22 protein-coding genes and 1 tRNA gene are annotated in these 21679 nt (G+C 72.0%); 12 read left to right on the top strand and 11 right to left on the bottom strand.

Going from position 1 to position 21679, the window contains the following annotated elements:
* Positions 1 to 82 precede the first annotated feature (82 nt).
* From nhaA to ACIQ8B_RS04990, 4 genes are all read left to right on the top strand, one after another.
* A complete protein-coding gene (nhaA, locus tag ACIQ8B_RS05005) occupies positions 83 to 1516 on the top strand; it encodes a Na+/H+ antiporter NhaA (RefSeq protein ID WP_403545324.1) in 1434 nt (477 codons plus the stop codon).
* Positions 1517 to 1601: 85 nt separating this feature from the next.
* The gene (locus ACIQ8B_RS05000; RefSeq protein WP_106413179.1) at positions 1602 to 2090 is read left to right on the top strand and encodes a phage holin family protein; all 489 of its coding nucleotides are present in this window, start codon (positions 1602 to 1604) and stop codon (positions 2088 to 2090) included.
* Positions 2087 to 3037 carry an alpha/beta fold hydrolase gene (locus tag ACIQ8B_RS04995; protein WP_290005328.1) on the top strand — a complete coding sequence of 317 codons (951 nt, stop codon included), beginning with the start codon at positions 2087 to 2089 and terminating at the stop codon, positions 3035 to 3037. The genes ACIQ8B_RS05000 and ACIQ8B_RS04995 overlap by 4 nt, the downstream gene beginning before the upstream one ends.
* A 138-nt stretch (positions 3038 to 3175) precedes the next feature.
* The gene (locus ACIQ8B_RS04990; protein ID WP_078492825.1) at positions 3176 to 3358 is read left to right on the top strand and encodes a hypothetical protein; all 183 of its coding nucleotides are present in this window, start codon (positions 3176 to 3178) and stop codon (positions 3356 to 3358) included.
* A gap of 52 nt (positions 3359 to 3410) precedes the next feature.
* On the opposite strand, the gene ACIQ8B_RS04985 is transcribed toward ACIQ8B_RS04990, so the two are convergent.
* The 3 genes from ACIQ8B_RS04985 to nth form a co-directional block, all read right to left on the bottom strand.
* Positions 3411 to 4610 carry a MarP family serine protease gene (locus tag ACIQ8B_RS04985; RefSeq protein WP_290005322.1) on the bottom strand — a complete coding sequence of 400 codons (1200 nt, stop codon included), beginning with the start codon at positions 4608 to 4610 and terminating at the stop codon, positions 3411 to 3413.
* Positions 4611 to 4655: 45 nt separating this feature from the next.
* Positions 4656 to 5351 (bottom strand): CoA pyrophosphatase, encoded by a 696-nt coding sequence (locus ACIQ8B_RS04980; protein WP_290005321.1) that lies wholly within the window; start codon positions 5349 to 5351, stop codon positions 4656 to 4658.
* A 91-nt stretch (positions 5352 to 5442) separates the two neighbouring features.
* The gene (nth, locus tag ACIQ8B_RS04975; protein WP_403545320.1) at positions 5443 to 6372 is read right to left on the bottom strand and encodes an endonuclease III; all 930 of its coding nucleotides are present in this window, start codon (positions 6370 to 6372) and stop codon (positions 5443 to 5445) included.
* 321 nt (positions 6373 to 6693) lie between these two features.
* Here nth and ACIQ8B_RS04970 point away from each other — a divergent pair, with 321 nt between their 5' ends.
* Positions 6694 to 7368: a Crp/Fnr family transcriptional regulator gene (locus ACIQ8B_RS04970; RefSeq protein ID WP_006132548.1), complete on the top strand. Its 675-nt coding sequence runs from the start codon at positions 6694 to 6696 to the stop codon at positions 7366 to 7368.
* Between the two features lie 59 nt (positions 7369 to 7427).
* Here the strand turns inward: ACIQ8B_RS04970 and ACIQ8B_RS04965 are convergent, their stop codons facing one another.
* From ACIQ8B_RS04965 to ACIQ8B_RS04950, 4 genes are all read right to left on the bottom strand, one after another.
* Positions 7428 to 8258, bottom strand: a complete 831-nt coding sequence (locus ACIQ8B_RS04965; RefSeq protein WP_106413182.1) for an MBL fold metallo-hydrolase — start codon at positions 8256 to 8258, stop codon at positions 7428 to 7430.
* Entirely contained in the window at positions 8255 to 9136 is an 882-nt protein-coding gene (locus ACIQ8B_RS04960; protein WP_403545317.1) for an NUDIX hydrolase, read from the bottom strand. Before ACIQ8B_RS04960 ends, ACIQ8B_RS04965 begins: the two co-directional genes overlap by 4 nt.
* Before the next feature lie 374 nt (positions 9137 to 9510).
* Positions 9511 to 9981: a RidA family protein gene (locus ACIQ8B_RS04955; protein ID WP_106413184.1), complete on the bottom strand. Its 471-nt coding sequence runs from the start codon at positions 9979 to 9981 to the stop codon at positions 9511 to 9513.
* The gene (locus tag ACIQ8B_RS04950) at positions 9978 to 10139 is read right to left on the bottom strand and encodes a DUF4177 domain-containing protein (RefSeq protein WP_003975360.1); all 162 of its coding nucleotides are present in this window, start codon (positions 10137 to 10139) and stop codon (positions 9978 to 9980) included. Before ACIQ8B_RS04950 ends, ACIQ8B_RS04955 begins: the two co-directional genes overlap by 4 nt.
* A 138-nt stretch (positions 10140 to 10277) precedes the next feature.
* Here ACIQ8B_RS04950 and ACIQ8B_RS04945 point away from each other — a divergent pair, with 138 nt between their 5' ends.
* The gene (locus tag ACIQ8B_RS04945; protein ID WP_290005312.1) at positions 10278 to 11255 is read left to right on the top strand and encodes an ArsA-related P-loop ATPase; all 978 of its coding nucleotides are present in this window, start codon (positions 10278 to 10280) and stop codon (positions 11253 to 11255) included.
* A 103-nt stretch (positions 11256 to 11358) separates the two neighbouring features.
* Entirely contained in the window at positions 11359 to 12765 is a 1407-nt protein-coding gene (locus ACIQ8B_RS04940; RefSeq protein ID WP_403545314.1) for an ArsA family ATPase, read from the top strand.
* A gap of 387 nt (positions 12766 to 13152) precedes the next feature.
* Here ACIQ8B_RS04940 and wblA read toward each other — a convergent pair whose 3' ends face one another.
* Positions 13153 to 13491, bottom strand: a complete 339-nt coding sequence (wblA, locus tag ACIQ8B_RS04935; protein WP_198602505.1) for a transcriptional regulator WblA — start codon at positions 13489 to 13491, stop codon at positions 13153 to 13155.
* 428 nt (positions 13492 to 13919) lie between these two features.
* Between wblA and ACIQ8B_RS04930 the strand changes: the two genes are divergently transcribed.
* Positions 13920 to 16196, top strand: coding sequence for a transglycosylase domain-containing protein (locus tag ACIQ8B_RS04930; RefSeq protein ID WP_403545311.1), 2277 nt, complete (start codon positions 13920 to 13922; stop codon positions 16194 to 16196).
* 91 nt (positions 16197 to 16287) lie between these two features.
* On the opposite strand, the gene ACIQ8B_RS04925 is transcribed toward ACIQ8B_RS04930, so the two are convergent.
* A complete protein-coding gene (locus tag ACIQ8B_RS04925; protein WP_106413190.1) occupies positions 16288 to 16752 on the bottom strand; it encodes a GatB/YqeY domain-containing protein in 465 nt (154 codons plus the stop codon).
* A 207-nt stretch (positions 16753 to 16959) separates the two neighbouring features.
* Here ACIQ8B_RS04925 and ACIQ8B_RS04920 point away from each other — a divergent pair, with 207 nt between their 5' ends.
* The 4 genes from ACIQ8B_RS04920 to ACIQ8B_RS04905 all read left to right on the top strand — a co-directional run bounded on the left by ACIQ8B_RS04920 (position 16960) and on the right by ACIQ8B_RS04905 (position 19191).
* On the top strand, positions 16960 to 17883 hold the full coding sequence (locus tag ACIQ8B_RS04920; RefSeq protein ID WP_290005305.1) for a metallophosphoesterase: 924 nt from the start codon (positions 16960 to 16962) through the stop codon (positions 17881 to 17883).
* A 97-nt stretch (positions 17884 to 17980) separates the two neighbouring features.
* On the top strand, positions 17981 to 18733 hold the full coding sequence (locus tag ACIQ8B_RS04915) for a Pr6Pr family membrane protein (protein WP_403545309.1): 753 nt from the start codon (positions 17981 to 17983) through the stop codon (positions 18731 to 18733).
* Positions 18734 to 18780: 47 nt separating this feature from the next.
* Positions 18781 to 18854: transfer RNA gene (locus tag ACIQ8B_RS04910), tRNA-Pro, on the top strand.
* Between the two features lie 196 nt (positions 18855 to 19050).
* Positions 19051 to 19191 (top strand): hypothetical protein, encoded by a 141-nt coding sequence (locus ACIQ8B_RS04905; RefSeq protein ID WP_403545307.1) that lies wholly within the window; start codon positions 19051 to 19053, stop codon positions 19189 to 19191.
* A gap of 133 nt (positions 19192 to 19324) precedes the next feature.
* Here ACIQ8B_RS04905 and ACIQ8B_RS04900 read toward each other — a convergent pair whose 3' ends face one another.
* Both ACIQ8B_RS04900 and ACIQ8B_RS04895 read right to left on the bottom strand, forming a co-directional pair.
* Complete coding sequence (locus ACIQ8B_RS04900) at positions 19325 to 20344, bottom strand: hemolysin family protein (protein WP_403545305.1); 1020 nt, start codon at positions 20342 to 20344, stop codon at positions 19325 to 19327.
* The gene (locus tag ACIQ8B_RS04895) at positions 20341 to 21678 is read right to left on the bottom strand and encodes a hemolysin family protein (protein WP_403545303.1); all 1338 of its coding nucleotides are present in this window, start codon (positions 21676 to 21678) and stop codon (positions 20341 to 20343) included. Before ACIQ8B_RS04895 ends, ACIQ8B_RS04900 begins: the two co-directional genes overlap by 4 nt.
* Between the last annotated feature and the right edge of the window lies 1 nt (position 21679).

Genomic DNA, 21679 nt, shown 5'->3' with positions numbered 1-21679 from the left:
AGCACAACACGCTGTCTCATGGAGCGCCGGGAAGTCTGGTCGGCACGCGATTCGTGCTGCCCACCGACCGGAGGAACACGCTGTGAGCGCCCCCACCCCCACCCCCCGCAAGGCCTTCGGCCGTCTCTCGCTGCCCGAACGGAACTTCGTCGCGGAGGCCCTCCGCACCGAGACCGTGGGCGGCATCCTGCTGCTGCTCGCCGCCGTCGCCGCGCTGGTGTGGGCGAACATACCCGCGCTGCAGGACAGCTACGAGAGCGTCAGCCACTGGCACTTCGGCCCCGAGGCGCTCGGGCTGAACCTGTCCGTGGCGCACTGGGCCGCCGACGGCCTGCTCGCCATCTTCTTCTTCGTCGCCGGCATCGAGCTCAAGCGGGAACTGGTCGCCGGTGACCTGCGCGACCCCAAGGCCGCCGCGCTCCCCGTCGTCGCCGCCCTGTGCGGCATGATCGTGCCCGCGCTGGTCTATACGTTCACCAGCGTTCTGGGCGGCGGCTCCCTCGACGGCTGGGCCGTGCCCACCGCCACCGACATCGCGTTCGCGCTGGCCGTGCTCGCCGTCATCGGCACCTCGCTGCCCAGCGCGCTGCGCGCCTTCCTCCTCACCCTCGCGGTCGTCGACGACCTGTTCGCGATCATGATCATCGCGCTCTTCTTCACCGACCAGCTGAACTTCGCGGCGCTCGGCGGCGCCGCCGCGGGCCTGCTGCTCTTCTGGCTGCTGCTGCGCAAGCGGGTGCGCGGCTGGTACCTGTACGTGCCACTGGCCGTGGCGATCTGGGGGCTGATGTACAACAGCGGCGTCCACGCCACCATCGCCGGCGTCGCGATGGGCCTGATGCTGCGCTGCCACCGCGAGGAGGGCGAGGAGCACTCCCCCGGCGAGCACATCGAGCACCGCGTCCGGCCGCTGTCGGCGGGGCTCGCGGTCCCGCTGTTCGCCCTGTTCAGCGCGGGTGTCACGGTCTCCGGCGACGCGCTCGCGAAGGTGTTCACGCAGCCCGAGACGCTCGGCGTCGTCCTCGGTCTGGTCGTCGGCAAGACGCTCGGCATCTTCGGCGGCACCTGGCTGACGTCCCGTTTCACGCGTGCCTCGCTCAGTGACGACCTGGCCTGGGCCGACGTGCTCGCGGTGGCGGCGCTCGCCGGCATCGGCTTCACGGTGTCGCTGCTCATCGGGGAGCTGGCCTTCGAGGGCGACGCGACGATGACGGACAGCGTGAAGGCCGCCGTCCTCGCCGGTTCGCTGATCGCCACCGCCCTGGCGACCGTCCTGCTGAAGATGCGGAACGCCAAGTACCGCAAGCTGGCCGACGAGGAGGAGCGGGACGAGGACCTCGACGGCGTGCCCGACGTCTACGAGCAGGACGACCCGGAGTACCACCTGCGCATGGCCCGCATCCTCGAGGAGAAGGCCGTCAGGCACCGGCAGCTCGCCCGGGAGAAGGCCGCCGAACGTGACGCGCTTGCGCAAGTGCCGGACGGGGCAGGCGATCCGCACGACGGTCCGGCATGATCTGACGGGACGGTACAAAAGTCAGGGCCGTCCCGCGCAGGCACGACGGACGTACGCGAGGCGTACGGAGAAGAGGGAGACCGCGATGAGCGCACCCGACGGCAGCCCGGTCGGCGCCGAACGCAGCATCGGCCAGCTGTTCGCCACGGCGACGGCGGAGATGTCGGCGCTGGTGCACGACGAGATCGCGCTGGCGAAGGCGCAGCTCCGGCAGGACGTGAAGCGGGGCGCGACCAGCGGCGGCGCGTTCATGGCGGCGGGCGTGCTGCTCCTGTTCTCCCTGCCGATGCTGAACTTCGCCCTCGCGTACGGCATCCACGCCTGGAGCGGCTGGAACCTCGGCTGGTGCTTCCTGCTGTCCTTCGCGGCCAACTGCCTCGTCGCCGGCGTCCTCGCGCTGATCGGCGTCACCTTCGCCAAGAAGGCCAAGAAGGGACGCGGCCCGCAGAAGGTCGCCGCCTCGATGAAGGAAACGGCCGGCGTCCTGCAGAAGGCCAAGCCGCATCCACGTCCCGCCCTTCCCGAGAACCGCGGCCCCGAGGCCATCGAGGCTGTGGCACGCTCGTCCTCATGACGGACCCCGCCACCCCTTCGGCGCAACCAGCCTCGGTCGTACGCCTGGACCTCCCGGACGCCCCCGGACTCGTCCACCGGGACGTCGCCGCCAACGGCGCCCGCTTCCACATCGCGGAACTGGGCGACGGCCCGCTGGTACTGCTGCTGCACGGCTTCCCGCAGTTCTGGTGGACCTGGCGGCACCAGCTGACGGCGCTCGCCGGCGCCGGGTTCCGGGCCGTCGCCATGGACCTGCGGGGCGTCGGCGGCAGCGACCGCACCCCGCGCGGCTACGACCCGGCCAACCTCGCGCTGGACGTCACCGGCGTCATCCGCTCCCTGGGCGAGCCGGACGCCGCTCTGGTCGGCCACGACCTGGGCGGCTACCTGGCCTGGACGGCCGCGGCGATGCGCCCCAAGCTCGTACGGCGGCTCGTGGTGTCCTCGATGCCCCACCCGCGGCGCTGGCGCTCCTCGATGCTCGCCGACGCCCGGCAGACGGCCGCCCAGTCGCACATCTGGGGGTTCCAGCGGCCCTGGATCCCGGAACGGCAGCTCACCGCGGACGACGGGGCGCTGGTGGCCCGGCTCATCGAGGAGTGGTCCGGGCCGCAGCCGCCCGACGACACGGCTCTGGAGATCTACCGGCGGGCCATGTGCATCCCGTCCACGGCGCACTGCTCGATCGAGCCGTACCGGTGGATGGTGCGGTCGCTGGCCCGCCCGGACGGCATCCAGTTCAACCGCAGGATGAAGCGCCCGGTGCAGGTGCCGACGCTGCATCTGCACGGCTCGCTGGACCCGGTGGTGCGCACCCGCAGCGCCGCGGGCTCGGGGCAGTACGTCGAAGCGCCGTACCGCTGGCGGCTGTTCGACGGCTTGGGGCACTTCCCGCACGAGGAGGACCCGGTGACCTTCTCGGCCGAGCTGGTCAACTGGCTGAAGGATCCCGAGCCGGACCGGTGACCGGACGGATGCGTTCCGTACCGCTCACACCCACGGCGGCTGAACGCTTGTCCTACGAACGCCACTTGCCTGGCGCATAGGCCAATTGGCGGCCCCTCAGGTGGTTATCGACCTTGGGGCGGGGGCACACGTCCGGGTATGGGCTGGACGCACGACTACAGTGACGCAAGCCGCAATCGCCGCTCGGCGAGCGGTGTGGGCTCCCACCAGCGAGGCGGTGCACCACAGATGGCAGCTACGGATCTCAGGGTCGGCATCCCGCGCATTCTCCGCCGTCGTGCGCGCTGGGTCTCCGTCCGGCTCCGTCACCCGCGCGGCTGACGGCTCTCCCGGCCGTTCCTGACGTCCCGGCAGCCGCCTCCCCGGTTCCCGCTCAGAGCGCGCACTTGTCGCTGTCCACCTCCTGGGCGGCGGTACGGCCCTGGGCGATGTCCTCGCGGATCTCGTCCACGGTCAGCGCGTATCCCGTCTCGGCGTCGTCCAGCGACTTCGCGAAGATGACGCCGTAGACCTCGCCCTCGGGGGTGAGGAGCGGGCCGCCGGAGTTGCCCTGACGGACCGTCGCGAACAGGGAGTACACATCACGGCGGACCGTTCCGCGGTGGTAGATGTCGGGGCCGTTGGCCGTGATGCGCCCCCGCAGCCGCGCCGCGCGGACGTCGTACGCGCCGTTCTCCGGGAAGCCGGCGACGATGGCGCTGTCCCCGCTGCTCGCGTCCTCGGTGGCGAACCGCAGCGCGGGCGCGTCCAGATCGGGCACGTCGAGGACGGCGATGTCGCGCTTCCAGTCGTAGAGGACGACCGTGGCGTCGTACTTCCTGCCCTCGCCGCCTATCTGCACGACCGGCTCGTCGACACCGCCCACCACATGGGCGTTGGTCATGATGCGCCGGTCGTCGAAGACGAAGCCGGTGCCCTCCAGAACCTTGCCGCAGCTCGTCGCGGTGCCCGTCACCTTGACGATGGAGCGCTGCGCGCGGACGGCGACGGGGCTGCCCGCCAGCGCCGGGTCCGGCGGCCGCACGTCGGTGATGGGCTCGTTGGCGAACGGGCTGAAAACCTGCGGGAAGCCGTTCTGCGCGAGGACGGAGGAGAAGTCGGCGAACCAGATGTCGGCCTGGTCCGGCAGCGCCCGGGAGACGCCGAGCAGCACCTTGGAGCCACGCACCTCCTTGCCGAGCGTCGGCAGGGTCGTCCCGGCGAGGGCGGATCCGATCAGCCAGGCGACCAGGAGCATCGCGACCACGTTGACGAGGGCCCCGCCGGTGGCGTCCAGCGCCCGGGCCGGGGACCAGGTGATGTGGCGGCGCAGCTTGTTGCCGAGGTGCGTGGTGAGGGCCTGGCCGACGGAGGCGCAGACTATGACGACCACGACCGCCACGACGGCGGCGGTGGTGCTCACCTCGGAGCCGTCCGTGAGCGCGTCCCAGATGACGGGCAGCACGTAGACGGCGATCAGACCGCCCCCGAGGAATCCGATCACCGACAGGACGCCGACGACGAAGCCCTGGCGGTAGCCGACCACGGCGAACCACACGGCGGCCACCAGCAGCACGATGTCCAGCACGTTCACCGATTCAAGCCTCGCCTCGTCCTACGCAGCACGGCGCCCACCCTGTCACGCCCTCCAGTCCAGCGGGACCCGCTTGTCCCGATCCCAGGGGCGCTCCCAGCCCGCGAAGTGCAGCAGCCGGTCGATGACCCCTGCGGTGAACCCCCACACGAGGGCCGATTCGACCAGGAACGCGGGGCCGTGGAAGCCGCTGGGATGGATCGCGGTCGCACGGTTGTCCGGGTGGGTGAGATCGGCCACGGGCGTGGTGAACACCCGCGCCGTCTCGTTCGGATCGACGACGCCGACCGGGCTGGGCTCGCGCCACCAGCCGAGCACGGGCGTGACGACGAAGCCGCTGACGGGGATGTAGAGCTTCGGCAGCACGCCGAAGAGCTGCACACCGGACGGATCGAGCCCGGTCTCCTCCTCCGCCTCGCGCAGCGCCGCCCGCAACGGGCCGTCGCCGTGCGGGTCGCCGTCCTCCGGGTCGAGCGCGCCGCCGGGGAAGGACGGCTGCCCGGCGTGCGAGCGCAGCGAACTGGCCCGCTCCATGAGCAGCAGCTCGGGGCCGCGCTCGCCCTCGCCGAAGAGGACGAGCACGGCGGACTGCCGTCCCGAGCCGTCCCCGGGCGGCAGGAAGCGGCTGAGCTGCCGGGGCGCGACCGTCTCGACGACGTGGACCACCGGGTCCAGCCACGGGGGCAGTCCGTCCCTGCTGAGGGTCACCGGACCCCCCTGCGTCCCGCTCGTACGCGTCATGCCCACCCCCGTCGTCCGGCCCCGTCGCACAGGTCCAACGCGCGGTGGTCCCGAGATCGTTCCGCGGAGAACCGGGGCGCCCGGCCTGCCCTCATCCGGCCCCCAGCGGCGGGGCCGCCCTGCCGCCCGCGTCCAGATACGCCTGCGGGGGCCTCAGACGCTGGCCCGGCTGACCGGCCTTCTCGTACTTCAGCAGCTTCTTCGCCTTGTCCGGGTCCGTCTCGCCCTCGCCGTAGGCCGGGCAGAGCGGGGCGATCGGGCAGGCGCCGCAGGCGGGCTTGCGGGCGTGGCAGATGCGGCGGCCGTGCCAGATGACGTGGTGGGACAGGTCGGTCCAGTCGCTCTTGGGGAACAGCGCGCCGACCTCCGCCTCGATCTTGTCGGGGTCGGTCTGCTCGGTCCAGCGCCAGCGGCGCACCAGTCGCTGGAAGTGGGTGTCGACGGTGATCCCCGGGCGGCCGAAGGCGTTGCCGAGCACGACGAACGCGGTCTTGCGGCCCACGCCGGGCAGCTTGACCAGGTCCTCCAGCCGGCCCGGCACCTCCCCGCCGAACTCCTCCACCAGCGCCTTGGACAGCCCGATGACCGACCTGGTCTTGGCGCGGAAGAAGCCGGTGGGGCGGAGGATCTCCTCCACCTCCTCCGGGTCGGCGGCGGCCAGGTCCTCGGGGGCGGGGTACTTCGCGAACAGCGCGGGGGTCGTCTGGTTGACGCGCAGGTCGGTGGTCTGGGCCGACAGCACGGTGGCGACGACGAGCTGGAAGGGGTTCTCGAAGTCCAGCTCGGGGTGGGCGTACGGGTACACCTCGGCGAGCTCGCGGTTGATCCGGCGGGCCCGCCGCACCAGCGCGGTACGGGACTCGCCGCGCGGGTGCGCGGCCACCGTCTTCGCCGGGGCGGCCGCTACGGAGGCGGTCGCCCTCCTGGAAGCCGACGCGGGCTTCTTCGTGGCGCTCGCCCTCTTCACGGCCGACGCGGGTTTCTTCGCGGACGCGGGCTTCCGGGCGGCGGTCTTCCTCACGGCTTCCGCCGTTTCCCTACCGCCATCGGAGCCTTGTTCGCCCACAGCGGAATCGCGATCTGCACTCACCCGCGCAGCCCCCTCGGCCTGTGCTCTCACCGGCGATTTGGACACCCGGCCAGCCTACGGCCCGGCACGGACATCCGCCCCGGGCCCCGAGGACCGGCGTCCAATTGGACCCCTGCCGCATACCCCGGCCGCCCCGTGCGGCATCCTTGTGACAGATCACACTGTTTGGACCGCCCGGCAAAATGGGAACCACGGTCCACTGACACGCGGGGGAATCAAGATCCCCTGAGCAGGTCGAAGAGGAGAGAACTCGTGGACGACGTTCTGCGGCGGAACCCGCTTTTCGCGGCGCTCGACGACGAGCAGGCCGCGGAGCTTCGCGCCTCCATGAGTGAGGTGACCCTGGCGAGGGGTGACTCACTGTTCCACGAGGGCGACCCGGGCGACCGCCTGTACGTGGTCACCGAGGGCAAGGTGAAGCTGCACCGCACCTCCCCCGACGGCCGCGAGAACATGCTCGCCGTGGTCGGCCCGGGCGAGCTGATCGGTGAGCTGTCCCTCTTCGACCCGGGTCCGCGCACCGCGACCGCCACGGCGCTCACCGAGGTGAAGCTGCTGGGCCTGGGTCACGGCGACCTGACGCCCTGGCTGAGCGCCCGCCCCGAGGTGGCCACGGCGCTGCTGCGCGCGGTCGCCCGCCGTCTGCGCAAGACCAACGACGCCATGTCCGACCTGGTCTTCTCCGACGTCCCCGGCCGTGTCGCGCGCGCCCTGCTGGACCTCTCCCGCCGCTTCGGCGTGCAGTCGGAGGAGGGCATCCACGTGGTGCACGACCTCACGCAGGAGGAGCTGGCCCAGCTGGTCGGCGCGTCCCGCGAGACGGTCAACAAGGCCCTGGCGGACTTCGCCCAGCGCGGCTGGCTGCGCCTGGAGGCCCGCGCGGTGATCCTGCTCGACGTGGAACGCCTCGCCAAGCGTTCCCGCTGACGCTTCGTCCCCGGCTCCCTTCGCGCCCCCACGGCCCCGGCCGCGGGGGCGCGGGTGCGTCAGAGGATCCCGTGCTCCTCCAGATACTCCAGCTGCGCCCGCACCGACAGCTCCGCGGCCGGCCACAGGGAGCGGTCGACGTCGGCGTAGACGCGGGCGACGACCTCGGCCGGGGTGCGGTGGCCGTCCTCGACGGCCGTCTCCACCTGGGCGAGCCGGTGGGCGCGGTGCGCGAGGTAGTACTCGACGGCGCCCTGGGCGTCCTCCAGCACCGGCCCGTGTCCCGGCAGAACCGTGTGCACGCCGTCGTCGACGGTGAGGGACCTGAGCCGGCGCAGGGTGTCCAGGTAGTCGCCGAGGCGGCCGTCGGGGTGGGCCACGACGGTCGTGCCGCGTCCCAGCACGGTGTCGCCGGTGAGGACCGCCCGGTCCGCCGGCAGGTGGAAGCACAGGGAGTCCGAGGTGTGGCCGGGGGCCGGTACGACCCGCAGCTCCAGGCCGCCGACGGTGACGACGTCCCCCGCGGCCAGCCCCTCGTCGCCGAGCCGCAGCGCCGGGTCCAGGGCGCGCACCTTGGTGCCGGTCAGCTCGGCGAACCGGGCGGCGCCCTCGGCGTGGTCGGGATGACCGTGCGTCAGCAGGGTGAGGGCGACCCGCTTGCCGGCCTGCTCGGCGGTGCCGATGACGTGCCGCAGGTGCCCGTCGTCCAGCGGTCCCGGGTCGACGACGACGGCGAGGCCGGAGTCCGGCTCGGACAGGATCCAGGTGTTCGTGCCGTCCAGGGTCATCGCCGAGGGGTTCGGCGCCAGCACGTTGACGGCCCGCGCGGTCGCGGGACCGGAGAGGGCCCCGCCGCGCGGCTGGCCGGGAAGTGCGTGGGCGTCCGTCATGCGGGTGCTCCCCCGGTCGGGATGTGCTGGGTGAACTCGTCGTGCCCGGGCCAGGAGAGGACGATCTCGCCGTCCACCAGGCGCGCGGAGGCCAGCACCGGCGTGAGGTCCCGCGCGGGAGCCGTGTCGAGCGCCTCCGCTGCCGTGCCGTACGCGGTGAGCTGGCGCAGGGTCGCGATGGTCGGGGGCATCATCAGCAGGTCGCCCCGGTCGTATGCGCCGGCCGCCTCGCGCGGGGTGATCCACACCGTGCGGTCGGCCTCCGTGGAGGCGTTGCGGGTGCGCTGGCCCTCGGGGAGGGCGGCGACGAAGAACCACGTGTCGTAGCGGCGCGGCTCGAACTCGGGGGTGATCCAGCGCGTCCACGCGCCCAGCAGGTCGGAGCGCAGCACCAGGCCGCGCCGGTCGAGGAACTCCGCGAAGGACAGCTCGCGTGCGACGAGGGCGGCGCGGTCCGCCTCCCAGTCCGCGCCGGTGGTGTCGCCGACCACGGAGTCCGGGGCGGATCCGGCCAGCAGCACGCCGGCCTCCTCGTAGGTCTCCCGCACGGCCGCGCAGACGATCGCCTGGGCGCCCGCGCGGTCCACGCCGAGCCGGTCGGCCCACCAGTCCAGCGAGGGTCCGGCCCAGCGGACGTGCCGGTCGTCGTCGCGCGGGTCGACGCCGCCGCCGGGGTAGGCGTACGCGCCGCCCGCGAACGCCATGGACGTACGGCGGCGCAGCATGTGCACGGCGGGTCCGCGGCCGGTGTCCTTGAGGAGCATGACGGTGGCCGCGCGCTTGGGCGTGACGGGTGTGAGGTCACCGTTCGCCAGCGCTCTGATCCGCTCGGGCCACTCCGGCGGGTACCACTGCCCGCCAGCCTGCGCATTCGCCATGGCCGGAGGCTATCCCGTGACGCCCGGATGTTCGAGTGCCCCCTCGGGGCGACCGGGACGGCGACACGGCGGCACGGGCCGGGGGACCGCGGTCACCGGTTCGGAGCAGCGGGCGGCGGACGGACGTGCGGGCGGCCCGGGCGACCGCCGGCCCGGTGGCACGGGCCGCCCGTGCCGTCGCCCACGGTCCGCAGCGGCCGCAGTGGTCGCAGTCGCCGCGGCCAGGGCCGTCGTCAGCGGCCGGGCCGGCACCACCGCCCCCAGTCGGTGGCCGGACGCGCGTCGCCCCGGCGGGCGCGGGGCCCGGCCGGGGCGGCGTACGGGATCGGCGGGGGCGGTCCCCGGGGGGCATCAGAGGGCGGTCGCCCGGAGGGTTACGCCTCCGTGAGCTCCACCTGCATCTCGACCTCGACCGGGGCGTCCAGCGGCAGCACCGCGACGCCGACCGCGCTGCGGGCGTGCACGCCCTTGTCGCCGAGGACCTCGCCGAGGAGTTCGCTGGCGCCGTTGACGACGGCGGGCTGGCCGGTGAAGTCCGCGGCGGAGGCGACGAAGCCGACGACCTTCACGACGCGCGCGACGCGGTCCAGGTCGCCGGCGACGGACTTGACCGCGGCGAGCGCGTTCAGGGCGCAGGTGCGGGCCAGGTCCTTGGCCTCCTCGGGGGTGACCTCCGCGCCGACCTTGCCGGTCACCGGCAGCTTGCCGTCCACCATCGGCAGCTGGCCGGAGGTGAACACGTACCGGCCGGAGACGACCGCCGGCTGGTAGGAGGCGAGCGGCGGGACGACCTCGGGCAGGCTCAGGCCCAGCTCGGCCAGCCGGGACTCGACGGCGCCGCTCATGCCTGCTTCTCGCGCTTCAGGTAGGCCACCAGCTGCTCGGGGTTGTTCGGCCCGGGCACGACCTGGACGAGCTCCCAGCCGTCCTCGCCCCAGGTGTCCAGAATCTGCTTCGTCGCGTGGACCAGCAGCGGCACAGTCGCGTATTCCCACTTCGTCATGCGGCCGACTCTAACCGCTGTCCCGTCCGCCGCCCGCGTCGCCGTCGTGCCCGCCGGGGCCGGGAGCGGGAGGGCACACGAGGCCTGAACACCACCCGGAGCCGCCGCCACGCGCGGTGAGCATTTAGGCTCGAAGGCGTGAGCAGGCTCCAGGTCGTGAGTGGCAAGGGCGGAACCGGCAAGACCACGGTGGCCGCCGCTCTGGCGCTGGCCCTGGCCGAGGAGGGGAAGCGGACGCTTCTCGTCGAGGTCGAGGGCCGGCAGGGCATCGCGCAGCTCTTCGAGACGCAGGCGTTGCCGTACGAGGAGCGGAAGATCGCCGTCGCTCCCGGGGGCGGGGAGGTGTACGCCCTCGCCATCGACGCCGAACTGGCCCTTCTGGACTACCTCCAGATGTTCTACAAGCTCGGCGGCGCCGGGCGGGCCCTGCGCAAGCTCGGAGCGATCGACTTCGCCACCACCATCGCCCCCGGCGTCCGGGACGTGCTGCTCACCGGCAAGGCGTGCGAGGCGGTGCGGCGCAAGGACCGCGGCGGCCGGTTCGTCTACGACTACGTCGTGATGGACGCCCCGCCGACCGGCCGCATCACCCGCTTCCTCAACGTCAACGACGAGGTGGCCGGGCTCGCCAAGATCGGCCCGATACACAATCAGGCGCAGGCCGTCATGCGGGTGCTGAAGTCGCCGGAGACGGCCGTGCACCTGGTCACGCTGCTGGAGGAGATGCCGGTCCAGGAGACCGCGGACGGCATCGCGGAGCTGCGCGCGGCCCGACTGCCGGTGGGGCGGGTCATCGTGAACATGGTGCGGCCCCAGGTGCTGGACGCCGCCGATCTGGACCTCGTCGGGAGCGTGCCCCGTTCCGCCGTCGCGCGGTCGCTGTCCTCCGCCGGGCTCGGCGGCGCGCGGCGCGGCGGGCACGCGGAGCGGCTGGTGGAGCCGCTGCTCACGCAGGCGGAGGAGTACGCCGAGCGGTACGCGCTGGAGACCGAGCAGCGCGCCGTGCTGGCGGGGCTGGGCGTGCCGCTGCACGAACTCCCGCTGCTCGCCGAGGGCATGGACCTGGCCGGGCTGTACGCGCTGGCGCGGAAGCTGCGCGGACAGGGCGTGTCATGACCGGCCGGACGCCTCGCCGGAAGCACGTGCCCGGCGGCCCCCACCACCGTCACCGCCGCATCGGCCCCGTCACGAGTCGGAAGCACCGGAAGCAGGGGATGTCATGAGCCGTCGTCCGGAACCGGCGCAGGACCACGACCCGGGCCGTGAGCACCTCTCGCCCGCCCGCGCGCTCGCGGTCGACCCGTTGATCGAGAACCCGGACACCCGGATCGTGGTGTGCTGCGGCTCGGGCGGCGTCGGCAAGACGACCACGGCCGCGGCGCTGGGGCTGCGGGCGGCCGAGCGGGGCCGCAAGGTGGTGGTCCTCACCATCGACCCGGCACGCCGTCTCGCCCAGTCCATGGGCATCGACTCCCTCGACAACACCCCCCGCCGGGTCAAGGGCATCGACGACTCCGCGGGCGGTGAACTGCACGCGATGATGCTCGACATGAAGCGCACCTTCGACGAGATCGTCGAGGCGCACGCGGACCCCGAGCGGGCCGCCGCGATCCTGGGCAACCCCTTCTACCAGTCGCTCTCCGCGGGCTTCGCCGGCACGCAGGAGTACATGGCGATGGAGAAGCTGGGGCAGCTGCGGTCGCGGGACGAGTGGGACCTGATCGTGGTCGACACCCCGCCGTCGCGGTCCGCGCTGGACTTCCTGGACGCGCCCAAGCGGCTCGGCTCCTTCCTCGACGGCAAGCTGATCCGGGTGCTGCTGGCCCCGGCGAAGGTGGGCGGCCGTGCGGGGATGAAGTTCCTGAACGTCGGGATGTCGATGATGACCGGCGTGCTCGGCAAGGTGCTCGGCGGTCAGCTGCTGCGGGACGTGCAGACGTTCGTGGCGGCGATGGACTCCATGTTCGGCGGGTTCCGTACGCGCGCGGACGCCACGTACAAGCTGCTCCAGGCGCCGGGGACGGCGTTCCTCGTGGTCGCCGCCCCGGAGCGGGACGCGCTGCGGGAGGCCGCGTACTTCGTGGAGCGGCTGGCCGCGGAGGACATGCCGCTGGCCGGTCTGGTGCTGAACCGGGTGCACGGCAGCGGGGCCGGCCGGCTGTCGGCAGAGCGGGCGCTGGCCGCCGCGGAAAATCTTGAGGAGTCCCGCATTGTGGATCAGCGGGACGGGAAAGCTGGACTTCGTAACTCTCCCGACACGTACGGCAGTTCAGAATCACCCGCGCGTAACGTCACCGACGGAGGCTCCCCCGCCACCGAGGACGTCACCGGCGCGGCTCCCGACGACGACCCCACCACGGCGGACGCGGAGGGCGACACGGCCGGCGACGCGGACGCCGAGCGCTCCGTCGACCGTCTCACGGCCGGTCTGCTGAGGCTGCACGCGGAGCGGATGCGCCTGCTCTCGCGCGAGCGGCGGACGCGTGACCGTTTCACGGCGCTCCATCCCGAGGTGGCGGTGGCCGAGGTGGCCGCACTGCCCGGCGACGTCCACGACCTCGCGGGCCTGCGGGACATCGGCGAGCGGCTGGCCGCGGGGCGGACGGAGCTGTCGGACACGCCCTGACGGGCATCCCCTCCTTGCCGGCGCCCTGTGCTGTGCGCCGCCTGGTCGGCCTACCCGCGATCGAGGCGCCAGCAGGCCCGCGTACGCCCGTCGGCACAGCTCAGATCCGCGTGCAGCCGCAGGCACCCATACCGCACCGCGCACGCGCGCACTCCGGCGCACGGTGTCGCGCTCAGCGCACCACAAGGCGCCCCGGAACCATCCCGGGACCTCCCGGAACCACCCCGGGACCCGCTTCAGAACTTCGCGGGCCCGCGTCGGTGAACTCCCAGACCGTCAGGCACGGTGAGCCCTCCGCGGGCCCCGCCCACCGTCCCGGTGGGCCGCGTCGCCCGGTCACGTGGCCGGGCACGCCGAGGACCCCCTGAGAGCCCTCACCGAGAGCTCTCAGCTCACCGCGGCGTAGTCCTCGTAGACCTGGTCGTCGCTGAGCGGCACGACGCCCGTGCCGCGCTCGTACTCCGACCGCGCCGTCTCCAGCAGCCGGCGCCAGGAGGTCACGGTCGGCCGCCGGCGCAGCAGTGCGCGGCGCTCACGCTCCGTCATGCCTCCCCACACGCCGAACTCGACGCGGTTGTCCAGCGCGTCGGCCAGGCACTCCGTACGCACCGGGCAGCCGGTGCACACCGCCTTGGCCCTGTTCTGCGCTGCTCCTTGAACGAACAGTTCATCCGGATCGGTAGTGCGGCAGGCAGCCTGCGCACTCCAGTCGGTAACCCAGCCCATACCGGCGCCGTCCTCTCCCGAATCGAGGCTCCCCCACGGCGGCAGCGGCATATTCACCGCCGCCAGTTGAGGACGTTACGGAAGGTGGGCACAGCGCAACACCCCCAGCGGGCCCAATCTTGAATGGTCCGAACGGACTATGGGTAAACGGCAGATCACCCGGGGGAGTGAGGGGGCGACATGCGCGACACATGGGGCGTTGCGGGTCAGTTCCGTTGCGCCACAACGGGCACCGCGTGACACACGAGGCGATCCGGACACGGCCTCCACACTCCTCGACCGAACTCGTACGAAGAAAGTCGAGAAGATCCGGAACGATTCGGAGTCACCGGACGTATTGATACGTGGCCGCACTGCTGTGACAGTTGGGTGCAGCTTAGGCCAAGGCATATACGCTTGTCCGGCGAATGAGAACGTAGGCTGCTCCCATGCCAAAGAAGCGCTCGGGCGGTGGTCTGTCTCCCACGCAGCAGGCCGCCCAGTTCCTCGGTGTCAGTGTCCTCGCGGGGGCCGTCATGGCCGGCATCGCGCTGCCCGCCGTGGGCGCGCTGGGCCTCGCGGCCAAAGGATCGGTGGAGAGCTTCGACGAGCTCCCGGCCAACCTGAAGACGCCGCCTCTGAGCCAGCGCACCACCATCCTCGACGCCGACGGCGATCTGATCGCCACCGTCTACTCGCGCGACCGCACGGTGGTCGACCTCAAGGACATCTCCCCGTACATGCAGAAGGCGATCGTCGCCATCGAGGACTCGCGCTTCTACCAGCACGGGGCGATCGACCTGAAGGGCGTGCTGCGCGCGCTCAACAAGAACGCCCGCAGCGGTGAGGTCTCCGAGGGCGCCTCGACGCTCACCCAGCAGTACGTGAAGAACGTCTTCGTCGAGGAGGCGGGCGACGACCCGACGAAGGTCGCGCAGGCCACCCAGCAGACCATCGGCCGCAAGATCGCGGAGCTGAAGTACGCGATCCAGGTCGAGGAGGAGCTGGGCAAGAAGAAGATCCTCGAGAACTACCTGAACATCACGTTCTTCGGCCAGCAGGCCTACGGCGTCGAGGCCGCGTCCCGGCGCTACTTCTCCAAGCCGGCCAAGGACCTCAATCTCCAGGAGGCCGCGCTCCTCGCCGGCCTCGTCCAGTCACCGAGCCGCTACGACCCGGTCAACGACGAGGCGGAGGCCAAGAAGCGGCGCAACGTCGTCCTCCAGCGGATGGCCGAGGTCGGCGACATCTCCCCCGAGGAGGCCGCCGAGGCGGCGCGTTCCCCGCTGGGCCTCAAGGTCAGCAAGCCGAAGAACGGCTGCATCACCGCGTCCAAGGGCGCGGGCTTCTTCTGCAAGTACGTGGAGAAGGTCTTCCTCAACGACCCGGTCTTCGGCAAGACCCGCGAGGAGCGGGCGAAGATCTGGAACCAGGGCGGCCTGACCATCCGCACGACGCTGGACCCGCAGGCGCAGGAGTCGGTGCAGCAGGCCCTCAAGAACCACGTCTACCAGTCGGACAAGGTCGCCGCCGCGTCCACGCTGGTGGAGCCGGGCACCGGCAAGATCGTCGCGATGGGCCAGTCGAAGCCGTACGGCTACGGCAAGGACGAGACGGAGATCAACTTCTCCGTGGACTCGGCGTGGGGCGGCTCCAACTTCGGCTTCCCGACCGGTTCGACGTTCAAGCCGTTCGTGGCCGCCGCCGCCCTGGAGGAGGGCCGGCCGCCGACGCAGGTGTACTCCTCCCCGTACGAGATGCCGTACCCGGACACCGTGCGCGGTTGCGAGAAGCCGTGGGTGAACGACGGCAACTACAAACTGGAGAACGAGAACGAGTCCGAGGTCGGTCCGTACGCGCTGAGGGAGGCGATGGCCAAGTCGGTCAACACCTACTTCGTGCAGATGATCGAGGACATCGGGATGTGCCCGGTGGTGACCATGACCGACAAGCTCGGCCTGGTCCAGGGCAACGGGGACAAGATCCCCGAGGTGCCGTCCTCCATGACCCTCGGCTCCACCGGCCTCTCGCCCCTCACCATGGCGAGCGCCTACGCGGCCTTCGCCTCCCGGGGCATGTACTGCACGCCGGTCGCCATCGAGTCGATCACCCAGAAGACGGGTGACCGGTCGAAGTCCCTGCCGGTCCCGAAGTCCACGTGCTCGCGCGCGATGAGCGAGAAGACCGCGGACACGGTGAACGAGCTCCTCAAGGGCGTGGTCGACTCCGGTACCGGTCAGCAGGCCGGCCTCGGCGACGGCCGCGACAACGCCGGCAAGACGGGTACGACGGACGAGCGCATCAACGCCTGGTTCGTCGGCTACACGCCGAACATGTCGGGCGCCGTGTGGGTGGGCAGCGCCAGCCAGGAGGTGGAGATGCGGGACATCACCATCGGCGGCCGGTACCACTCGCTGGTCTTCGGCGGCGCCGTCCCGGGCCCCATCTGGCGCGACGCGATGACCGGCGCGCTGGAGGGCAAGGACGCCCCGCAGTTCAGCCCGGTGCACATCCCGGACCACGAGAAGCCCGAGGACCGGGGCGGCAGCGACGGCGACGGCGGCAACGGCGACGGCGGCAACGGCGACGGCGACGACGGCTTCATCGGCGGCCTGATCAACGGAGGCAACGGCAACGGCAACGGCGGGGGTGAGCCCGACCCGGGCTTCAGCATCCCCGAGGGCTTCCTCCAGGGCCGGGGCGACGGCCCGGGCGGTCGCGGATAACGGCTGACGACGGAGCACCAGGAGAAACGGCGGGCGGTCCCCTCCCCGGGTGGGGAGGGGACCGCCCGCCGTTGTGGCCGTACCGCCCGGCTCAGCCCGCCAGCAGCTTCTTCACGGCGGCGGCCACCCGGCCGCCCTCCGCCTGCCCGGCCACCTTCGGGTTCACGATCTTCATGACGGCGCCCATGGCCTTCGGCCCCTCGGCGCCGGCGGCGCGGGCCTCCTCCACGGCCTGGGCGACGATCGCGTTCAGCTCGTCGTCGGACAGCTGCTTGGGCAGGTAGCCGGCGAGCACCTCGCCCTCCGCCTTCTCCCGCTCGGCCTGCTCGGCGCGGCCGCCCTGCGCGAAGGCCTCGGCCGCCTCACGGCGCTTCTTCGCCTCGCGGGCGATCACCTTCTGCACCTCGTCGTCGGAGAGCTCGCGCTTCTCCTTGCCCGCGACCTCCTCCTTGGTGATCGCGGCGAGCGTCAGCCGGAGCGTCGAGGAGCGGAGCTCGTCGCGCTCCTTGATCGCGGCGTTGAGGTCATCCTGCAGCTTCGACTTGAGCGTGGTCATGACTTGATTGTCGCAGGTGCGGAGGCGGCGGCGCCTGCCGATTTGCGGGGGCCGCGGGCGACCCGCCCCCTAAGGCCGTGGTGACCCTGAGGGCCGTGATGCCCCCTGAGGGCCGTGGTGATCCCTGAGGGCCCTGATGCCCCCTGAGGGCCGTGGTGCCCCTGAGGGCCGTACGGAGGGACCGTCAGGGTCTGACACGATGGGCGCATGCGCGCGCGATACCGAATCCCCCTGGGAATCACGGCGGTCGGCACCGCCGGACTGCTGTACGCCGCGGGCTTCGAAGCCCGCTCCTTCCGCCTCCGACGGGTGACCGTCCCCGTCCTCCCCTCCGGGATGCGCCCCCTGCGCGTGCTGCAGGTGTCCGACATCCACATGGTCGGCGGCCAGCGCAAGAAGCAGCGCTGGCTGCGCTCCCTGGCCGGACTGCGCCCCGACTTCGTGATCAACACGGGCGACAACCTGTCCGACCCCGAGGGCGTCCCCGAGGTCCTGGACGCGCTCGGCCCCCTGATGGAGTTCCCGGGCGCCTACGTCTTCGGCTCCAACGACTACTACGGTCCCCGGCTGCGCAACCCCGCCCGCTACCTGGTCGAGAAGGTGCAGGGCCGTCACGGCCTGAACGGCAACCCGCCGGTCGTCGACGCCGTCCACAACCCGTGGGAGGACCTGCGGGACGGCTTCGACTCGGCGGGCTGGCTCAACCTGACCAACACGCGGGGCACCCTGAAGATCGAGGGCACGTCGATCGAGCTGACGGGACTGGACGACCCGCACATCAAGCGGGACCGGTACGCGGAGGTGACGGGCGGCCCGTCGGCCGGGGCGGACTTCTCGATGGGCGTCGTGCACGCGCCGTACCTGCGCGTGCTGGACTCCTTCGCGGCCGACGGCTACCCGTTGATCCTCGCCGGCCACACGCACGGCGGGCAGCTGTGCATCCCGTTCTACGGCGCCCTGGTCACCAACTGCGACCTGGACACGGACCGCGTGAAGGGCCTGTCCACGCACACGGCGGAGGGCCGGACGTCGTACCTGCACGTCTCGGCGGGCTGCGGCACGAGCCGCTACACGCCGGTGCGCTTCGCGTGCCCGCCGGAGGCGACGCTGCTGACGCTGGTCGGCCGCTGAGGCGCCGGGCCGGCGGGAAGCCCGTCCCCTCCGGGCGGGTAACCCGACCGGCCCACGCCACATCGCCGCGGCCCGGCCCCCGTCCCACGCTGGGGGCATGACCGCCCCGATACCCAGGGACATCCCGGACCTGCCCGCCCTCCCGCGGACGGCTCCGCAGCTGTTCCCCTCCGTCGTCCCGGCCCGAGCCGTCGTACCGCCGGTGCGCCGCCCGCTGACCGCGGTGTACCGGCTGGTCCTGGCGCTGCTGGCGACGGCGGCCGTGCTGATCGAGGTCCTCCTCGGCAGCCCCACCCGGGTACTGAGCTACTTCGTGATCCAGAGCACGGCGCTGCTGGCCCTGGTGACGTTCGCCTCGGCCCGCCGCGCGTGGACCGCCCGCCATCCCCTGCCGGGCGCCGTCACCGGAGCGACGCTCCTGTACGTGCTGATCGCGGCCCTGGTCCACCACATCGCCCTGACGGACGCCTCGCCGGCCTTCTCCATGACGGGCGGGGCGAGCGGGGGCGCGCCGTGGCTCGAGCCGGCCGCCGGCCACCTGCTGCACACGGTGCTGCCGGTCGCCGCGCTGCTGGACTGGCTGGTCCTGACGCCACCGGCCCGCATGCACCTCCGCCAGGCCCCGACGTGGCTGCTGTACCCCCTGGCGTACCTGGCCTTCACCCTGGCCCGGGGCGAGCTGTTCCCCGGCTCCCCCGCCCGCTACCTGTACCCGTTCCTCGACGTCGCGCGGCACGGCTACAAGAGCGTGCTCGCCAACGCGCTCCTCGTGGGACTCGCGATCTACGCCGTGGCGGTCCTGCTGGTGGCCCTGGACCACACTCGCCCGAGAACCAGATTTCGTCTCTAGCCACCAGTGGGCTAAAGTAAACGTCGTCGCCGCGACAGCAGCGACACCGGGGTGTGGCGCAGCTTGGCAGCGCGCTTCGTTCGGGACGAAGAGGTCGTGGGTTCAAATCCCGCCACCCCGACAGCCGCAACACCAGGTGAGGCACCTAGGAACGTTCCTAGGTGCCTCACCTGTTTTCGTGTGCGTGCCTTTAAATGCTTGTCTTCCTACCCGGCTTGCCCCCGACTGGTCGGCACGGGTGCGACCGGGCGGACCGCGGTGAACATCTCGAACTCGGAACGGGCGGCGGAGAGCAACAGCAGCCACTCGTCACAGCCTTGGTCCTGACCTCGACGGGCGTCGGCGTCACTGCGCTGTTCAGCGATGAGCTGTTCGCCGTGCTCGAGCGGGAGTTGTCCAAGGGGCCGGTCGCGCACGGCCGGCCGGACCGGGCCTGGGCCCTGGTGCGGAGGGGATGAGAGCCTGCTCCACCTGTTCGGCCCCTTGCTCGATCGCCCGCGGCGTGAGCGCGCCCGCCTCGGGAACCGCACGCTCCGGAGGGGGCGGGCCGAGCGCCCCGGGGAATCGGGGCGCCCGGCCAGGACGGGTGCTCTACGCGGCCTTCGGTTGCAGGTAGCGGGCCAGCAGGTCGTCCAGGGTCACGATGCCGGTGAGACGGCCCGTGGCGTCGCGGACCACGGCGAGTGACGCCCGGCGTCGGCGCAGGACCTCGATCGCCTCGGCGACCGTGGCGTCCTCCGCCAGTTCGGGTACGGGGCGTGCCAGCGTGCGGGCGTCGGCCGTCCGCCCGTGTGCCCGCGCCACGAGGACGTCGCGGGCGTGCACCGAGCCGAGGACGGCGTCCCCGTGACGGACGAGCATGCGGGTGCGGTCGTGGGCGGTGGCCAGGCCGAGGATCTGCTCCGCCTCGGCATCGGGGGCGACCGCCACGATGTCGGCGGCCGGGACCGTCAGGTCACGCACGGGTGTCTCGGGCTCGGTCAGTGACCGGGTCAGCAGGTCGGAGTCCGTTTCGCTGATCAGGCCCAGCCGTTCGGACTCCTCGATCAGGTGGGTGAGCTGTTCCCGGTTGTGGACGGAGGCCAGTTCGTCGCGTGGCGTGACCCGGCAGAGGCGGACCAGTGTGTTGCTGACCTTGTTGAGGACCCAGATCAGCGGGCGTACGGCGGTCGCGACGGCGCGGAAGGGCGGGGACAGCAGCATCGCGGAGCGCTCGGGGTGGGCGATGGCCCAGGACTTGGGCGCCATCTCGCCGAGGACCATGTGCAGGAACACCACGACGATCATCGCGACGGCGAAGGCCACGCCGTAGCTGAGCGCGGTGGGCAGGCCCAGCTTGACCAGCAGCGGGTCCAGCTCGTGGGAGATGGCGGGCTTGGACACGGAGCCCAGGCCGAGCGTGCACACGGTGATGCCGAGCTGGGCGCCGGCCAGCATCAGCGACAGTTCCCGCATGCCGGCCAGGGCCGCCTTGGCGCCGCGTCGCCCGTCGGCCACGGCCTTCTCCATGCGGTGCCGCTTGGCGGCGACGAGCGCGAACTCGGCCGCGACGAAGAAGCCGCTGCCGATGAGCAGCAGGGCGGTGACGAAGAGCGCCATCGGGAAACTCATGCCTGCTCCTCCGCCTTCTCGGCCAGCCGTTCGATCCTGATGCGTTCGGGCACGTGCCGGTCCAGGGTGCGTACGTCGATCCGGACGTCGCCGCCCGCCGGCAGCGCCACCGTGAGCCGGTCCCCGATCGCCGGGAAGCGGCCGAGCCGGTCGACGATGAGCCCGGCCACGGTTTCGTAGTCGTCCTCCTCGGGCAGTTGGATGCCGGTCGCCTCGGCCACCTCGTCCAGGCGTCGTCCGGCGTCCACCAGCCAGCCGTCGCCGTCCGCGACCGCCACTTCGGTGACCTTGTCCGTCTCGTCCGCGATGTCGCCCACGAGTTCCTCGGCGATGTCCTCGTAGGTGACGACGCCGGCCACGCCTCCGTGCTCGTCCAGGACGACGGCGAACTCGTCGTCCTGGACGCGCATCCGCTCCACGGCGTCCGGCAGCGGCAGGGTGTCGGGCAGCAGCAGCGGGCGCCGGGCCGCCGCCCCGGCCATGGTGGCAGCGGCCCTCTCCGGCGCCAGTCCCATCAGGTCCCGTACGCCCAGGACGCCCGCGACGTCGTCCGGGTGGTCGCCGAGCACCGGGTAGTTGGAGTGCCCGTGCCGGGCGATGAGGGTGACGGCCTCGGCGGCCGTGGCGTCCTTGCGGACGAAGACCGCGTCGGCCCGCGGCACCATCACCTCGCGCAGCGTCCGCTCGGAGAACTCCAGGGCGTGGTCGAGCAGCTCGGCCGTTCCGCGCGGCAGCTCGCCCTGTTCGTGGGACTCGCCGATCAGGTGGCCGAGTTCCTCGAGGGTGGCGCCATGGTGGAGTTCTTCGACCGGTTCGATGCCCACGGCGCGCAGCAGTCTGTTGGCCGCCCCGTCGAAGATCCGGATCACCGGACCGACCACCTTGAGGTAGCCGAGAGTGGAGCCGGCCAGGCCCTTGGCCAGCCTTTCCGGGACGGCGATGGCGAGGTTCTTCGGGGCCAGCTCGCCCAGCACCATCTGCACGACCGTGGCCAGCACGAAGGCGAGGACGACGGAGATCCCGGTGACGGCGGCGCCCTGGACGCCGATGCCGGACAGTACGGGCCGCAGCAGCGCGGAGACGGACGGCTCGGCGATGAAGCCGACGACCAGACCGGTCACCGTGATGCCGAGCTGGGCGCCCGAGAGCATGAACGACAGCCGCTCCAGCACCTTCAGCGCCCGGGCGGCCTTCTTGTCCCCCTCCTCGGCCTCACGGGCGAGAGCCAGCCGGTCGGCCGAGACGTAGGCGAACTCCTGGGCGACGAAATAGCCCGTCCCTGCCGTCAGGACGAACACGGCCAGCAGCCCCAGCCAGGCTTCCACGGCGCTCACC

Origin of the sequence: Streptomyces sp. NPDC096105 (assembly GCF_044763335.1) — a bacterium.
In the GTDB taxonomy this organism is placed as follows: Bacteria; Actinomycetota; Actinomycetes; order Streptomycetales; family Streptomycetaceae; genus Streptomyces.
The sequence above is the reverse complement of the archived record's forward strand: the minus strand, read 5'-3'. Positions and strand labels throughout refer to the sequence as shown.

Excerpts from the sequence above, each read along its gene's own strand:
- ACIQ8B_RS04940 (WP_403545314.1), top strand. The coding sequence starts at position 11,359 with ATGAGCCGTCGTCCGGAACCGGCGCAGGACCACGACCCGGGCCGTGAG.
- ACIQ8B_RS04995 (WP_290005328.1), top strand. The coding sequence starts at position 2,087 with ATGACGGACCCCGCCACCCCTTCGGCGCAACCAGCCTCGGTCGTACGC.
- ACIQ8B_RS04965 (WP_106413182.1), bottom strand. The coding sequence starts at position 8,258 with ATGACGGACGCCCACGCACTTCCCGGCCAGCCGCGCGGCGGGGCCCTC.
- ACIQ8B_RS04980 (WP_290005321.1), bottom strand. The coding sequence starts at position 5,351 with ATGACGCGTACGAGCGGGACGCAGGGGGGTCCGGTGACCCTCAGCAGG.
- ACIQ8B_RS04990 (WP_078492825.1), top strand. The coding sequence starts at position 3,176 with ATGGGCTGGACGCACGACTACAGTGACGCAAGCCGCAATCGCCGCTCG.
- ACIQ8B_RS05000 (WP_106413179.1), top strand. The coding sequence starts at position 1,602 with ATGAGCGCACCCGACGGCAGCCCGGTCGGCGCCGAACGCAGCATCGGC.
- ACIQ8B_RS04955 (WP_106413184.1), bottom strand. The coding sequence starts at position 9,981 with ATGAGCGGCGCCGTCGAGTCCCGGCTGGCCGAGCTGGGCCTGAGCCTG.
- ACIQ8B_RS04925 (WP_106413190.1), bottom strand. The coding sequence starts at position 16,752 with ATGACCACGCTCAAGTCGAAGCTGCAGGATGACCTCAACGCCGCGATC.
- ACIQ8B_RS04915 (WP_403545309.1), top strand. The coding sequence starts at position 17,981 with ATGACCGCCCCGATACCCAGGGACATCCCGGACCTGCCCGCCCTCCCG.
- ACIQ8B_RS04900 (WP_403545305.1), bottom strand. The coding sequence starts at position 20,344 with ATGAGTTTCCCGATGGCGCTCTTCGTCACCGCCCTGCTGCTCATCGGC.
- wblA (WP_198602505.1), bottom strand. The coding sequence starts at position 13,491 with ATGGGCTGGGTTACCGACTGGAGTGCGCAGGCTGCCTGCCGCACTACC.
- ACIQ8B_RS04950 (WP_003975360.1), bottom strand. The coding sequence starts at position 10,139 with ATGACGAAGTGGGAATACGCGACTGTGCCGCTGCTGGTCCACGCGACG.
- ACIQ8B_RS04960 (WP_403545317.1), bottom strand. The coding sequence starts at position 9,136 with ATGGCGAATGCGCAGGCTGGCGGGCAGTGGTACCCGCCGGAGTGGCCC.
- ACIQ8B_RS04930 (WP_403545311.1), top strand. The coding sequence starts at position 13,920 with ATGCCAAAGAAGCGCTCGGGCGGTGGTCTGTCTCCCACGCAGCAGGCC.
- ACIQ8B_RS04920 (WP_290005305.1), top strand. The coding sequence starts at position 16,960 with ATGCGCGCGCGATACCGAATCCCCCTGGGAATCACGGCGGTCGGCACC.